The organism is Agrobacterium sp. NPDC090273 (assembly GCF_044772305.1).
GTDB lineage: Bacteria > Pseudomonadota > Alphaproteobacteria > Rhizobiales > Rhizobiaceae > Agrobacterium.
Genome location: NZ_JBIVYN010000003.1, coordinates 381,697 through 396,657, shown reverse-complemented (window position 1 = coordinate 396,657; position 14,961 = coordinate 381,697). Strand labels below are relative to the sequence as shown.

Below are 14,961 nucleotides of genomic sequence, written 5' to 3'. Positions count from 1 at the left end.
CCCACTCGCGCCTCCAATTCGATTTCCCGGTTCGACGCCCTCACTCAACCATGCCCGAAAGCCGGCCCCTTGACGCGGCCAGACATGACACCGAACCCGTCGATAATCGCCTCCTGATTTTCCATACGACCAATTTCAAGCTGAACTTCGGCAAGTGCACGCACAAGAAGTGTGCCGCGCTCGTCATCCGTTGCTTCGGCAATCTCGCGCTCCAGTTCCCGCTTCTGCCAGAGAAGAGACTTGGTCCGCTTATGCAGGGACAGCGCCTGAACATACCCCTCGCGAGCGTCCTCAAGCGCCGCCTGCTCGGTCGCCGTCCACAGACGCGCATTGCGAACCTGTTGATCCATTGTCTTCAACAGCGGTTCGAAATCCTGCTGCCCCAGACGCTCCACCAGACCCGCGCGCGAGATATCCGCAGCGCTTTCGGCCGCATAGGTCAGAACCGCCGACCAAAGCCTTTGAAGATCGCGGTTTTCGAAATCGATGGCGGCAATCTCGTCATATTCTTCCAGCAGGAGTTCCGGATGGTTGACGATGGTAATGGCCAGCACGCTTTCACGCAGCGACGGCTTCGTCTGGTATCCCTTGACCAGGCCGGATTGCACCAGCCTGTCGGAAATCGAACTTGTAGGCGCAGTCATGGCGCCACCCCTACCGCCAGCGCCGCGCTGGAAACCTCGACCCGAACCACCCGCACCGCCGTTGCGGCGGAATGTGTTGCCGGCGTTTCCACCCTGCTGAAAACGCGGCTGGAAGAACGCGCTCAACCGATCGCGCATATCCTGCTGGTAAAAGCGACGCACCGCCTCGTCGGCAATGACGGTCACGATCTGTCGCAAACGGTTTTCAAGCTGGGCACGTTTTTCGGGCGTATCAAAGGTCACCGACGACGTTTCACGGCTCCAGATCATCGCCGCCAGCGGCTTTGCTTCGGAAAGCACGCGATCAAACGGCGCCCGGCCCTCCAGCTTCACAAGATCATCCGGGTCCTTGCCGTCAGGCAAAAGGGCAAAGCTCACGGAACGGTCTGGTTTGATATGTGGCAGAGCCAGATCGGCTGCGCGGTTGGCCGCGCGGATACCGGCGCCATCACCATCGAAGCACAGGATCGGCTGTGGCGACATTTTCCAGAGCAATTCGAGCTGGTTCTCGGTCAGCGCAGTGCCAAGCGGAGCAACGGCGTTTTCAACGCCCGCCTGATAGAGCGCAATGACGTCCATATAACCTTCAACGGCGATCACCGTGCCACCGGCGGCCTGAGAGGCGCGGCGCGCACGGGCGAAATTGTAAAGGACGTTGCCCTTGTGGAAGAGTTCCGTCTCGTTGGAGTTGAGATACTTCGCCAGCGCATCTGCGGCCATCGCGCGGCCACCGAACGCGATAACCTTTTCCCGTGAGGAAAGGATCGGGAACATGATGCGGTCGCGGAAACGGTCATAGGAAACCGGTACATTCTCGTGCACGACAAGGCCGCAGGCCTCCATCTGCTCTTTCGACACACCCTTGCTGGCAAGATGCTCCTTCAAGGCATTCCGGCTTTCCGGCGCATACCCCAGACGGAAGGTTTCAATCGTGCGTCCCGTCAAGCCACGATCGCGCAGATAGGCCCTTGCCCGCGCACCCGCCGACGTCTGGAGCTGATCCTGAAAGAACAGCGTCGCCATTTCCATGACATCCTGCAGGGAGGTGCGCTCGCGTTCGCGTCGCTCCGCCTGCAAATCCGGTTGCGGCATCGCAATGCCCGCCATGTCGGCAATCTGCTGCACCGCCTCGGGAAAGCTCAGGCCCTCAAGGTCGGTGAGGAACCGAAAATGATCGCCGGAAACGCCGCATCCGAAACAATGGTAACGGCCCTTGCGGTCCTCACAGTGAAAACTCGGGCTCTTTTCCCCATGAAACGGGCAGCACGCCCAATAGTCACCGCGCGAGGTATTGGTCTTCTTCTTGTCCCAGGACACACGACGCCCAATCACATCGGAGATGTGCACGCGGTCGCGAATCTCATCGAGAAAAGAATTGGAAAAGCGCATGGGTTACCTGTTCGAGGCCAGTCTTTCATATAAGCGCACAACGGCACCGATACCAAACTTTAAGATAAAGAATTCCCGCTATTCACAGGCCACAAAACCACGGCCGCTTCGCCTTTGCTCTGGCATCCGGCGAATTTGTGGCGGCGCAACATCGGCAAAAATTATGTTTTTGTAATTTGAGCGTGCGGGAACCCGGCGGTAAAACCTCACATACAGGCAGCGTTACTTAGCTGCTGGCGAAGCAGGTACGTCCCCCGAAAAATTACCTGCGACAGACAGTGCTCTTTATCCGCCGGAGCGCAGAGCGCCAGCAGAAAAAAGGCAGGGCAGCCCACATCTGCCCTGCCTTTATTTTTTTGAGCTTGAAGTAACGTTACTTCAAAAGGTCCTTCACGACGCCGGAAGCCTTCGCAAAGTCGATCTGCCCAGGGTAACGCTCCTTGAGAGCATTCATGCATTTGCCCATGTCGCGCAGACCAGCAGCACCCGTCTCGGCAATAACAGCCTGGCAGAGTTCACGGACCTTCTCCGCCGGAATTTCCTCCGGCATGAATTCCTTGATGATGACGATCTCTTCGCGCTCCTGCGCGGCCAGTTCGGCGCGACCGGCACCGTCATAGATATTGGCCGATTCTTCGCGCTGCTTGACCATCTTGGTCAGGATTTGCATGATTTCGTCATCGCTGACAGGGTCCTTGCCCACGCCGCGGTTGGCGATATCACGATCCTTGATGGCCGCCTGGATCAGTCGCACGGTGGACGTACGTCTGGAATCACGCGCCTTCAGAGCGTCCTTCAAAGCATTTGCGAACACGTCGCGCATCATTTCTTCTTCTCCTTGGGAAAGCATATTTTGCGCCGTGTGGCGCACGAACTTTCCGCCTTATTTTTTGGAACGACATAAACGAGCAAACAAGGCCCGGCAAATCAATTGCGTAAGACCTTGAAAACACGAGGGTTTAAATCCGCGTGAATCGTGAGCCTACGGTTGACCGCGTGGGCTCCTTTCGTTATTTTCCGGCACCTGCACGAGATTTTAACGAAGGGTTGAAACGCGAGGTTTTCGCGCGCCCTTGCCTGCGACCAAAAATGGCCACTTACCCCCTGCCTTTCAAGAGGCGGGGTGCGAAGCGGCAGAAACGGAACGAGATGACCGAGACAGCTCCCTGGACTACCCGCAAACCAACCGCAATGCTTGTTCTTGCCGATGGCACAGTGATCGAGGGAACCGGTATCGGCGCAACCGGCAAGGTGCAGGCTGAAGTCTGCTTCAACACGGCTCTGACAGGCTACGAAGAAATCCTTACCGATCCTTCTTACCTCGGCCAGATCGTTACCTTCACCTTCCCGCATATCGGCAATGTCGGCACCAACGAAGAAGACATTGAAGACCTGACGCCAGCCGCTCGTCGCGGCGCAGTTGGCGTGATCTTCAAGGCTGACATCACCGATCCTTCCAACTTCCGCGCCGTCAAGCATCTCGATGCATGGCTGAAGGCACGCGGCGTCATCGGCCTTTGCGGCATCGATACGCGCGCCCTGACAGCCTGGATTCGTGAGCACGGCGCACCGAACGCCGTCATCGCCCATGACCCGAACGGCGTTTTCGATATCGAAGCCTTGAAGGCTGAAGCGAAGGCCTGGAGCGGCCTTGTTGGCCTCGACCTCGCGATCGAAGCAACCTCCGGCCAGTCATCCACTTGGACGGAAACCCCATGGGTCTGGAACCAGGGTTACGGCACGCTGGGTGAAGCCGATGCCAAGTATCACGTCGTCTGCGTCGATTTCGGTGTGAAACGCAACATCCTGCGCCTCTTCGCCGGTCTTGATTGCAAGGTCACGGTTGTTCCGGCACAGACCTCGGCAGAAGACATTCTGGCTCTGAAGCCGGATGGCGTATTCCTTTCCAACGGCCCTGGCGATCCGGCTGCAACCGGCGAATACGCCGTTCCGGTCATCCAGAACCTCATCAAGAGCGAATTGCCGATCTTCGGTATCTGCCTCGGCCACCAGATGCTCGGCCTCGCCGTTGGCGCCAAGACCGAGAAGATGCATCAGGGCCACCACGGCGCGAACCACCCGGTCAAGGACTTCACCACCGGCAAGGTGGAGATCGTTTCCATGAACCACGGCTTTGCAGTCGACACGAAGTCTCTGCCTGACGGTATTGAAGAGACTCACATCTCCCTGTTCGACGGCACCAACTGCGGCCTGCGCATCGTTGGCAAGCCGGTCTTCTCGGTTCAGCATCACCCGGAAGCTTCGCCCGGCCCGCAGGACAGCCACTACCTGTTCCGTCGCTTCGTCAACCTGCTGCGTGAGAAGAAGGGCGAACCGGCACTCGCAGAGCGTTGATCCGGATCGATCAGATCATGAAATCAGAAACGGCCCGCTTTTAGCGGGCCGTTTTCATTTCATGCTTTACCAGAATGACAAAACGGATCGTCAGCAGAATGGCGGCGGTCGATAGGCCGATCAGAAAGCCGAACCAGATGCCGCGCCCGCCGAGCCCGAATGGAAAGGCCATGGTCCAGGCCAGCGCCAGCCCGATCGGCCAATAGGAAACCAGTGCCAGCATTGCCGGAATACGGGCATCCTTCAGTCCCCTAAGGAGACCGGCGGCAACCGCCTGAATACCGTCGACAAGCTGAAACACACCGGCAATCACCACAAGCCCGCTGGCATAGGCAAGCACCTCTGGCGCTTCTGGCAATTTCGCGTCGAGGAACCACTGCGCGAGGAACTGCGGAGCCATTGCAAACAGGATACCGCCGCACAATGCAATCGCACAGGCAATGACATAAACAGTCACCGCCGCCCGCACCAGAGCGGTATAATCCCGCTGGCCACGTGCAATCCCGACCCTGACCGTCGCCGCCTGAGACAGACCAAGCGGGATCATGAAGGCGATGGACGCCAGTTGAAGCGCGATGCCGTGGGCAGCCAGTTCGACAGTGCCGATTTGCCCCATGAGGATCGAAGCCGCAGCAAACAGCGTCACCTCGGCAAGGATGGTGATGCTGATGGGCAGCCCGAGACGCAGCACTTCCCACAAAGCGTGCCAGTCCGGCCTCCAGAAGCGGACAAACAGTTCGTATTGCCGCGTTTCGTCACGCGTCTGCACGTAACCGACGATAAAGATAAAACTGAAAGCGTTGACGATGACGGCAACGACGGCAGCCCCGTTCATGCCAAGTGCCGGAAGACCGAAATGGCCAAGAACCAGCGCGTAGGCAACGACGCCGTTTATCACCAGCATGATGATGGTGACATAGAGAATGATACCCGCCCGGCCGATCGCGCTGACGAGCCCGCGCAGAACATAAAAAAGCAGGGCCGGCAGAAGCGCAAATTGCGCGATGGCGAGATAATGTCCCGTCAGGGCCGCCACAGCAGGATTCTGGCCGAGGGCGATCAAAATCCGCTCGGCATTGAAAAAGATCGGCAAGGACAAAAACCAGTAGGCAATGGCCACCCACATCCCCATGCGCAGCGACCGGCGTGCAGCCGTCGCATCGCCCTGCCCGTAGGCCTGGGCCACCATCGGCACGACAGCCACGGAGAAGCCGGAACCGAAAATGAAGACAACGAAATAGAACTGCCCGGCAAGCACCATGGCCGCCAGCTTTTCCGCACCGAGCTGACCAACGATCACCATGTCGGTCGTATGGATGCCAAGCTGTGCGAGCTGCGCACCGATGAGCGGAATGCCCAGCGCTAGCGTAGCCCGAAAATGCGAGAACCACGAACCCGTTCCAGAACGAACGGACTCTGTCATAACCGACGAAGACATTTAAATTCACCCGACTGGTAGCCGTCGCCATATTTTCGGAGACGATCAAAGCTTGATGAATAAAATATTCGCTTCCAGCGCGCAAGCGCACCAATCCACGATTAAAATTTATGCAAAACAGCAAAAAACTTGATCTATTCGGACGTAAACTTGGAAAAAATCAAATTTAACTGAATTTTACTAATTTACATTATCAGTTCGATTACCGCTTGAACGCGTATCAAGCTCGGCTGCATGACGCAGAGCGCCCCTGCCTTCCAGGCATGTTTCCCCAACGTTTCCAGAGGCGCCCTTACGTGCGCATTCGCCCCCAAGGACGTGTAGCTTGTCGAAAAAATCCAATCTGATGACGCGCATTCTGCTTGCCGCGTCCCTTCTTGTCGTCGCCGCTTTTGTGGGTTTTTCGGCCTACATCGATAGCTTGCAGCGCAAGGTCACGACCAATTCCGTAGCCGAGAACATTGAATCCTCCGGAAAGCAGGCCTCACAAAGCATTGCCAACTGGCTGAATGGTCGCATCATGCTGACCAACACGGTCGCCAAGACACTTGGCAAGCTGACCGACGATGGCGCCAAGGTACAGTTCCTGCAAAACGATGTACTGACCGGCCAGTTCATGTCCACCTACTTCGGTGACGCATCGAGCGGCAAGTTCACCACATGGCCCGCACAGCCACTGCCGGCTGACTACGACCCGCGCAAGCGCCCCTGGTATTCGGATGCGGTCAAGGCTGGCAAGCCGGTACTGACCGAACCATACGCCGACGCCTCGACCGGCGGTCTCATCATTACGGCGGCGGTGCCCGTGAACATCAACGGTACGCTTGCAGGCGTGACCGGCAGCGACTTCTCGCTCGACACGCTCGTTACGATGATCAAGTCAGTCGACGCCGGCACGGATGGTTATGCCTTCCTCGTCAGCAAGGATGGAAAAATCCTGATCCACCCGGATGCGAAATTCGTCGGCAAGCCGATGACCGATCTCTTCAAGGTCAATACGCCTGCAATTTCTTCGGCAATCTCGGAAACCGATATTGACGGCAAGGGCAAGATCACCAGCTTCATTCCTGTCGCCGGTCTGCCGTCTGTCGAATGGTATCTTGGCTTCGTTGTCGACTCCGATCTTGCCTACAGCGCGATTGGACAGTTCCGCATTGCTGCCACTGTCGCAACGATCCTGGCCGTCGTCGTCATGATCGGCCTGCTGGCCACCCTGCTCAGCAGGATCGTCATCCGTCCGGTCACGCAGATGACCGCAGCGATGGAAGGTCTGGCAGCCGGCAACCTCGACGCCGCCATTCCCGGTCAGGAACGCACCGATCAGATCGGCTCCATGGCAGCCGCAGTTGCGGTGTTCCGCTCCAATGCCCTTGAGCGCCTGCGCCTTGAGGACAATGCCGAGCACACCCGCAATCTCTCCGAACAGGAACGCAACGAGCGCGAAAGACTGGCGGCCAAGGACGCACAGGACATTCAGTTCGCAGTCGATGCCCTGGCAACAGGCCTTGCACATCTGTCAGAAGGCGACCTGAATTACCGCATCCAGACGCCATTCGTAACGCGTATCGACCGTTTGCGCAGCGACTTCAACAACTCCGTCGCCAAGCTGAACGCGGCGCTGATCACTGTCGGCCAGAATGCCCGCGCCATTGATGCCGGTGCCACTGAGATCCGCCAGTCGGCCGACGATCTGGCGCGGCGCACCGAACAGCAGGCTGCCTCTGTCGAAGAAACCGCTGCGGCACTGGAAGAAATCACCACCACAGTCAAGGATTCCGCACACCGTGCAGAGGAAGTTGGCCGCCTGGTCGAGCGCACCCGCAACAATGCCGAACAATCCGGCGTGATTGTTGGCGATGCTGTTCGGGCCATGGAGGGCATCGAAAGCTCATCGTCGGAAATCTCCAAGATCATTGGCGTGATCGACGATATCGCCTTCCAGACCAACCTTCTGGCTCTGAATGCCGGCGTTGAAGCCGCACGCGCTGGCGAGGCCGGCAAAGGCTTCGCTGTCGTGGCTCAGGAAGTCCGCGAACTTGCGCAGCGTTCCGCCAATGCGGCGAAGGAAATCAAGACGCTGATCAACACATCGACATCGCAGGTCCAGTCTGGTGTCGACCTGGTCGGCAACGCTGGAAAGGCCTTGGAAACGATCGTCCGCGAAGTGCAGGAAATCAACAGGCACATCAACGCGATCGTCACCGCCTCGCGCGAACAGTCGACAGGTCTTCAGGAAATCAATACCGCCATCAACACCATCGACCAGGGCACGCAGCAGAATGCCGCCATGGTCGAAGAGCAGACGGCGGCAAGCCACGGCCTGGCCACAGAAGCGGCCGCCCTCAATGAGCTGCTGGCACAGTTCAAGCTGGAAGCCGAACGTTACGGCTCCGCTTCCAGCTATGGGCGCGCAGCGTAAAAAAGACGCATGAGACAAAGGAATGGCCGGAGTGATCCGGCCATTTTTATTTCAACTGTGTCGGGAAAACTCTCTTCTGCCCCAAGACTCTCCTGTAGACAGGAGAGGTAGACGTTGATGGAGGAAACGCATGTTTGAAGTGTTGTGGCGCGGCGTGTTGATGGGGATTGGCGGAACCGTCTTCATGGACATCTGGGCGATTGTCCTGCACCGATTTTTCGGCCAGCCTGCACCAAACTGGGCACCCGTCGGCCGCTGGTTCTGGCATGTGCCGAAAGGCAGGGTCTTCCATGACAGCATCGCCAATGCCGCGCCTTATGAACACGAACTGACGCTCGGCTGGATTTCACACTACGCCGTAGGCATCCTCTACGGCATCATTCTGGCGCTCGTGGTTCCGGCGTCGTGGTTCGCGAACCCGACCTTCCTCCTGCCCTGGATCGTTGGCATCATAACCGTCGGCGCTGGCTGGTTCCTGCTGCAGCCCGGCCTTGGCATCGGCTGGGCAGCCTCGAAAACACCCAATCCTAACAAGGTCCGTTTCCTGAACCTGGTTGCCCACACCATCTTCGCACTCGGTATGTACGCCGTGGCGCTGTTGATCCGGTAAAGAAAAGGGGCCGAATGGCCCCTTTCTGTATCTTGGTCAGATATCGGCCGAGAATGTATCACAATCCTCGACACGACCGTTCTGGAAACCACGCTTGAACCATTCCGCGCGTTGGGCCGATGTACCGTGGTTGAAGCTGTCCGGCACCACATAACCCTGCGTCTGCTTCTGCAACGTGTCGTCACCGATCTGGTGAGCGGCATTGAGCGCCTCTTCCAGATCGCCGGTCTCCAGAATGCCCTTCTGCTCGGTGAACTTGCCCCAGATACCAGCGTAGCAGTCCGCCTGAAGTTCAACGCGGACCGACATGCGGTTGGCATCGACCTGGCTCATCGACTGACGGCGACGATTGAATTCCGGCAACACGCCGGTCAGGTTCTGCACATGGTGACCAACCTCATGGGCAATCACATACGCCTGCGCAAAGTCGCCGGACGCTCCGAAACGCTGATCGAGTTCCTTGAAGAAACTGGTGTCGAGATAGACCTTGCGGTCCGTAGGGCAATAGAATGGCCCGCTTGCTGCCGATGCATAACCGCAAGCCGACGACACCTGCCCAGAAAAGAGCACCAGTGTCGGCTTCTCGTAGGTTTCACCGGCAGACTGGAAAATACCGCTCCAGGTGTCCTCGGTTTCGGCAAGAACCGTCCGAACGAACGCGGTCGTGTCATCGGACGACTGGCCCTGCGGCCGCGTACCGGTCTGTTGCGTCGTACTGCCACCATCAAGAGAAATATCGCCACCCGACAGCAGCGTCAGCGGGTTGATGCCAAGCACCCAGCTGATCAGCAGAATAAGCAGAATACCGCCGATCCCGATACCGCCACCGCGCCGGCCAACCGGCACGCGCAATCCACCTCGCCCAAACGGGTCGCCACCCGATGAACCCGACCCAGCCGACATTCCGCGCCTGTCTTCAATATTGTCTGACTGGCGGCGCCCTCTCCATTCCATGCTTTTCTCCCGGCGAAGACCGCCTCAATAACCGCTGAACAACGATACTATAACGCATCTTGTTCCCGAAGACAGCAGGAGAGGTGTCTTGCGTCATATCGCGTGGGGACGCTGGTACCAGACGGCAAAACAGAAAAACGCGAAGATGATGACGACAGGAAGCAAGGACATGAAATCCATCGGACCTGAACCCAAAACGGCAGCGTGCATGATACGCCCCGGGACGAATGTGAAAGCTCCCGCCACCACGATGCCACCGAGATATACACTCTGCATGATGCGCATGTGTCGTCTGATGTCGCCTCTGCGCACAAAATAAATTGCCTGCACGCAGCCATAAATGGTGAAGACCGACAGCAGATGAATGGGACTGAAACCATAAACGACGTTCAGCTCATGAATGAAGAAGGTCGAAACCGACGTACTGACCATCAGTACAACCCAAATCTTTCCCATAGCCCGGTGCACCGTGGTTCCCTTCGGCCGCAAAAGAATGAAGGCCCCGAGCAGGGCTGCCGGTATAACCGTCGCGACATGAAACTGTACTGCTGGGGATGCATCGAGCAAGGGTTGAAGTGACATCGGCAAAGCGTCTTCTGTCCAGTTGAAATCAGAAGCACTTTCAGCAAAACATGGCGCGACCGGAAACCGGACTGACGTCAACCGCAGGAAAACTTCGTGGATCACCCGTCCTTGCAATCCGCGCTTCGTGAAATGCAGGCTGTTGCGCAGTCCCGGAGGCTATGGCTGACGTTTCTTGCCATCCTTGCCATTTTCATTCTGACCGGGCCATTCGGTACGAGCGAGTCCATGCGGTTCGCGGATCGGCTGCTCTATTGGACGATTATTCAGGCCAGCGCCTGGACCATTGCCATCGCTTTCGCGGTTCTGGCCAATCATCTTCTGGCTGGCCGGATTGAGCCGATATTGCTGCGCATGATGGTTGGGGCACTCATTGCCGCCCTGCCGATCGGCCTCATGCTCAGCGTCGTGGATTACAGTTTTCATGACAAATCCATCAGCATCGCATCCATAGCCAAAAGCAGCCTCACGAGCCTGCCGCTCTGCGCAATTTTCTGCCTGCTCAGCTATCTGACGGCGCGCGAAAAGCTGGTGACGACCGCAGCGGTCAACGATACGGAAGAAAGGCGCATACCGCTTCTCGACCGGTTACTTCCGCAAAATAGAGCCGAATTGCTACGGTTGTCAGTCCAGGATCACTATACGGATGTTGTAACCACGCGCGGGCATCAACTCGTTCTTCTGCGTTTTACAGATGCGCTGCGCGAAGTGGGCAATGCGAAGGGATTGCAGGTTCACCGATCTCACTGGATTTCAGATGCGGATGTGATGTCGCTGAAAAAACAGGCCGGACGCCTTTTCATCGTGACCCGGGACGGTTCGGAAATACCCGTCAGTCGGCCCTACAGCGCCCAAGCGCTGGCGCGCTACGCAGACCGTGTACCGATATATTAAGAGTTTCTGTCGATTCCGGAATTTATGGGGTTCCGTTCTCAAAAACATTTGCCTATAAGCCGCTTCTAGCCTGAAAACATTTGAAGTTGCGCGCCCGGCCGGTGAAATCTCACCATGGCCGATTTTTGCGCAACAAAAAAACGGAACGAGAGCCCATGCCGAAGCGCCAAGATATCAAGTCCATTCTTATCATCGGCGCTGGACCGATTGTTATCGGTCAGGCATGCGAATTCGACTATTCCGGCACGCAGGCCTGTAAGGCTCTGAAGGAGGAAGGCTACCGCGTCATCCTCGTCAACTCCAACCCGGCAACGATCATGACGGACCCGGGTCTTGCTGACGCAACCTATGTCGAGCCGATCACACCGGAAGTCGTGGCGAAGATCATTGCCAAGGAGCGCCCGGACGCGCTTCTGCCAACGATGGGCGGCCAGACGGCTCTCAACACTGCCCTCTCCCTGAAGCGCATGGGCGTTCTCGACCGCTACAACGTCGAAATGATCGGCGCCAAGCCGGAAGCCATCGATATGGCTGAAGACCGCGCTCTGTTCCGCGAAGCCATGGCGAGAATTGGCCTTGAAACCCCGCGCTCGATGCTGGCCAATGCCACCGAGATCAAGGACGCCGACCGCAAAAAGCATGAAGCAGCCCGTTCGGAACTGAAAGCCAAGCTTTCCGGCACGGACCTGGACAAGGCGCTGGACGATCTTGAAAACCAGTGGAACCTCGGCGAAACCGATCGCAAGCAGCGTTACATGGCCCACGCCATGGCAATTGCAGCACAGGCGATCGACCACGTCGGTCTGCCGGCCATTATCCGCCCGTCCTTCACGCTTGGCGGCACCGGCGGCGGCATTGCCTACAACCGCTCGGAATTCTTTGACATCGTCTCCGGCGGTCTCGACGCATCCCCCACCACTGAAGTTCTGGTCGAAGAATCGGTTCTCGGCTGGAAGGAATATGAAATGGAAGTGGTCCGCGACAAGGCGGACAACTGCATCATCATCTGCTCGATCGAAAACATCGACCCGATGGGTGTCCACACCGGCGACTCCATCACGGTAGCTCCTGCCCTCACTTTGACGGACAAGGAATACCAGATCATGCGCAACGCCTCGATTGCGGTGCTGCGCGAGATCGGCGTTGAAACCGGCGGCTCCAACGTCCAGTTCGCCGTCAACCCGAAAGACGGCCGTCTGGTCGTCATCGAAATGAACCCGCGCGTGTCGCGCTCCTCGGCTCTGGCCTCCAAGGCAACCGGCTTCCCGATTGCCAAGATCGCTGCGAAGCTGGCCATTGGCTACACGCTGGACGAACTCGAAAACGACATCACCGGTGGTGCAACCCCCGCTTCGTTCGAACCGTCCATCGACTACGTGGTCACCAAGATCCCGCGTTTCGCCTTCGAGAAGTTCCCTGGCGCCTCTCCGATCCTGACCACCGCCATGAAGTCGGTCGGTGAAGTCATGGCCATCGGCCGTACCTTCGCAGAATCGCTGCAGAAGGCACTGCGCGGTATGGAAACCGGTCTGACCGGTCTCGATGAGATCGAAATCCCCGGCTACGAAGAAGGCGAAGGCTCCAAGAACGCCATTCGCGCGGCCATCGGCACACCGACCCCGGATCGCCTGCGCATGGTCGCTCAGGCACTGCGCATGGGCATGACCGAAGAGGAAGTGCACGAGAACTCCAAGATCGATCCGTGGTTCATCGCCCAGTTCAAGGCGATCGTCGACACGGAAGCGCGTATTCGCGAACATGGCCTGCCGACCGACGCAGAAAACCTGCGTATGCTGAAGGCCATGGGCTTCTCCGATGCCCGCCTGGCAAGCCTGACCAGCAAGCGCCCGAAGGAAGTTGCCGAGCTGCGCAACAGCCTGAACGTCCGCCCGGTCTTCAAGCGCATCGACACCTGCGCTGCCGAGTTTGCCTCGCCGACCGCCTACATGTATTCGACCTACGAAACGCCGTTCGTCGGCGCGTTGCGCTCGGAAGCTCAGGTTTCGGATCGCAAGAAGGTCGTGATCCTCGGTGGTGGTCCGAACCGTATCGGTCAGGGCATTGAGTTCGACTATTGCTGCTGCCATGCTGCCTTCGCCCTGAAGGACGCAGGCTTCGAAGCCATCATGATCAACTGCAACCCGGAAACGGTCTCGACCGACTACGACACCTCCGACCGCCTGTATTTCGAGCCGCTGACTGCGGAAGACGTCATCGAAATCATGCGCGCCGAGCAGGAAAAGGGTGAACTCGTTGGCGTGATCGTTCAGTTCGGTGGCCAGACGCCACTGAAACTGGCCGAGGCACTCGAGAAGAACGGTATCCCGATCCTCGGCACCGCGCCCGACATGATCGACCTCGCCGAAGACCGCGACCGCTTCCAGAAGCTGCTGATGAAGCTGGACCTCGCCCAGCCGAACAATGGTATTGCCTACTCGGTTGAGCAGGCTCGCCTCGTTGCTTCCGAAATCGGCTTCCCGCTGGTGGTTCGCCCATCCTACGTTCTGGGTGGCCGCGCCATGCAGATCATTCATTCGGAAGGCCAGCTCCAGACTTATCTGCTGGATACGGTTCCGGGCCTCGTTCCGGAAGATATCAAGCAGCGCTACCCGAACGACAAGACCGGCCAGATCAACACCCTGCTTGGCAAGAACCCGCTGCTGTTCGATAGCTATCTGACGAACGCTGTCGAAGTTGACGTCGACGCACTGTGCGATGGCGAAAGCGTCTTCGTATCGGGCATCATGGAACACATCGAAGAAGCCGGCATCCACTCCGGTGACTCAGCCTGCTCGCTTCCGGTTCGCTCTCTGTCGAAGGAGATTGTCGACGAACTGGAGCGCCAGACGACGGCTCTTGCCAAGGCATTGAATGTCGGCGGCCTGATGAACGTTCAGTACGCCATCAAGGACGGCACGATCTACGTTCTGGAAGTCAACCCGCGCGCCTCGCGTACGGTGCCTTTCGTCGCCAAGACCATCGGCGCACCGATCGCCAAGATCGCCGCCCGCGTCATGGCTGGTGAAAAGCTCGATCCGGCGATTGCTGCTTATGGCGAAAAGCCAGATCCGCGCAACCTGAAGCATATAGCCGTCAAGGAGGCCGTATTCCCGTTCGCGCGCTTCCCCGGCGTCGATATCCTGCTTGGACCGGAAATGCGCTCCACGGGCGAAGTTATCGGTCTCGACACCGACTTCGCACTGGCATTCGCGAAGAGCCAGCTCGGTGCAGGCGTCGACCTGCCACGTTCTGGTGCAGTGTTCGTATCGGTGCGTGACGAGGACAAGGAACGCGTTCTGCCGGCGATCCGCATTCTGGTTGAAATCGGCTTCAAGGTTCTGGCGACCGGCGGCACGCAACGCTTCCTCGCCGAGCAGGGCATCAATGCCGAGAAGATCAACAAGGTGCAGGAAGGCCGTCCGCATATCGAGGACGCCATCCGTAACCGTCAGGTTCAGCTCGTCATCAACACCACCGACAGCAACAAGGCGATTTCCGACTCCAAGTCACTGCGTCGCGCCACGCTGATGCAGAAGGTGCCCTACTACACCACGATGGCTGGCGCCGAAGCCGCCGCACTGGCGATCAAGGCTCTCAAGGCCGGCAATCTGGAAGTGAAGCCGCTGCAAAGCTACTTCTGAGCGACTGTGATATAAGAAACCGGCCAGCAGCGATG

Annotated in this window: 10 protein-coding genes; 5 read left to right on the top strand and 5 right to left on the bottom strand. The window is 58.1% G+C overall.

Annotation, left to right across the window (positions count from 1 at the left end; genetic code table 11):
- Window positions 1–44 precede the first annotated feature (44 nt).
- Both dnaG and ACIQT8_RS11150 read right to left on the bottom strand, forming a co-directional pair.
- The gene (dnaG, locus tag ACIQT8_RS11155) at window positions 45–2,033 is read right to left on the bottom strand and encodes a DNA primase (protein WP_400965112.1); all 1,989 of its coding nucleotides are present in this window, start codon (window positions 2,031–2,033) and stop codon (window positions 45–47) included.
- 373 nt (window positions 2,034–2,406) lie between these two features.
- Window positions 2,407–2,856 (bottom strand): GatB/YqeY domain-containing protein, encoded by a 450-nt coding sequence (locus tag ACIQT8_RS11150; protein ID WP_178340888.1) that lies wholly within the window; start codon window positions 2,854–2,856, stop codon window positions 2,407–2,409.
- Window positions 2,857–3,182: 326 nt separating this feature from the next.
- Here ACIQT8_RS11150 and carA point away from each other — a divergent pair, with 326 nt between their 5' ends.
- Window positions 3,183–4,388, top strand: a complete 1,206-nt coding sequence (carA, locus tag ACIQT8_RS11145; protein ID WP_138791045.1) for a glutamine-hydrolyzing carbamoyl-phosphate synthase small subunit — start codon at window positions 3,183–3,185, stop codon at window positions 4,386–4,388.
- A 40-nt stretch (window positions 4,389–4,428) separates the two neighbouring features.
- On the opposite strand, the gene ACIQT8_RS11140 is transcribed toward carA, so the two are convergent.
- Window positions 4,429–5,826: an MATE family efflux transporter gene (locus tag ACIQT8_RS11140; protein WP_400965109.1), complete on the bottom strand. Its 1,398-nt coding sequence runs from the start codon at window positions 5,824–5,826 to the stop codon at window positions 4,429–4,431.
- A gap of 325 nt (window positions 5,827–6,151) precedes the next feature.
- Between ACIQT8_RS11140 and ACIQT8_RS11135 the strand changes: the two genes are divergently transcribed.
- Together ACIQT8_RS11135 and ACIQT8_RS11130 are read left to right on the top strand one after the other, a co-directional pair.
- A complete protein-coding gene (locus tag ACIQT8_RS11135; RefSeq protein WP_400965107.1) occupies window positions 6,152–8,245 on the top strand; it encodes a methyl-accepting chemotaxis protein in 2,094 nt (697 codons plus the stop codon).
- Window positions 8,246–8,375: 130 nt separating this feature from the next.
- Window positions 8,376–8,855, top strand: a complete 480-nt coding sequence (locus ACIQT8_RS11130; protein ID WP_400965105.1) for a DUF2938 domain-containing protein — start codon at window positions 8,376–8,378, stop codon at window positions 8,853–8,855.
- A gap of 36 nt (window positions 8,856–8,891) precedes the next feature.
- On the opposite strand, the gene ACIQT8_RS11125 is transcribed toward ACIQT8_RS11130, so the two are convergent.
- Both ACIQT8_RS11125 and ACIQT8_RS11120 read right to left on the bottom strand, forming a co-directional pair.
- Window positions 8,892–9,809 (bottom strand): neutral zinc metallopeptidase, encoded by a 918-nt coding sequence (locus ACIQT8_RS11125; RefSeq protein WP_400965103.1) that lies wholly within the window; start codon window positions 9,807–9,809, stop codon window positions 8,892–8,894.
- A gap of 93 nt (window positions 9,810–9,902) precedes the next feature.
- Complete coding sequence (locus tag ACIQT8_RS11120) at window positions 9,903–10,391, bottom strand: DUF2306 domain-containing protein (protein WP_400965101.1); 489 nt, start codon at window positions 10,389–10,391, stop codon at window positions 9,903–9,905.
- 96 nt (window positions 10,392–10,487) lie between these two features.
- Between ACIQT8_RS11120 and ACIQT8_RS11115 the strand changes: the two genes are divergently transcribed.
- Both ACIQT8_RS11115 and carB read left to right on the top strand, forming a co-directional pair.
- Window positions 10,488–11,285, top strand: coding sequence for a LytTR family DNA-binding domain-containing protein (locus ACIQT8_RS11115; protein ID WP_400965099.1), 798 nt, complete (start codon window positions 10,488–10,490; stop codon window positions 11,283–11,285).
- A 155-nt stretch (window positions 11,286–11,440) separates the two neighbouring features.
- A complete protein-coding gene (gene carB / locus ACIQT8_RS11110) occupies window positions 11,441–14,926 on the top strand; it encodes a carbamoyl-phosphate synthase large subunit (RefSeq protein WP_138791051.1) in 3,486 nt (1,161 codons plus the stop codon).
- The last annotated feature ends 35 nt before the right edge of the window (window positions 14,927–14,961 follow it).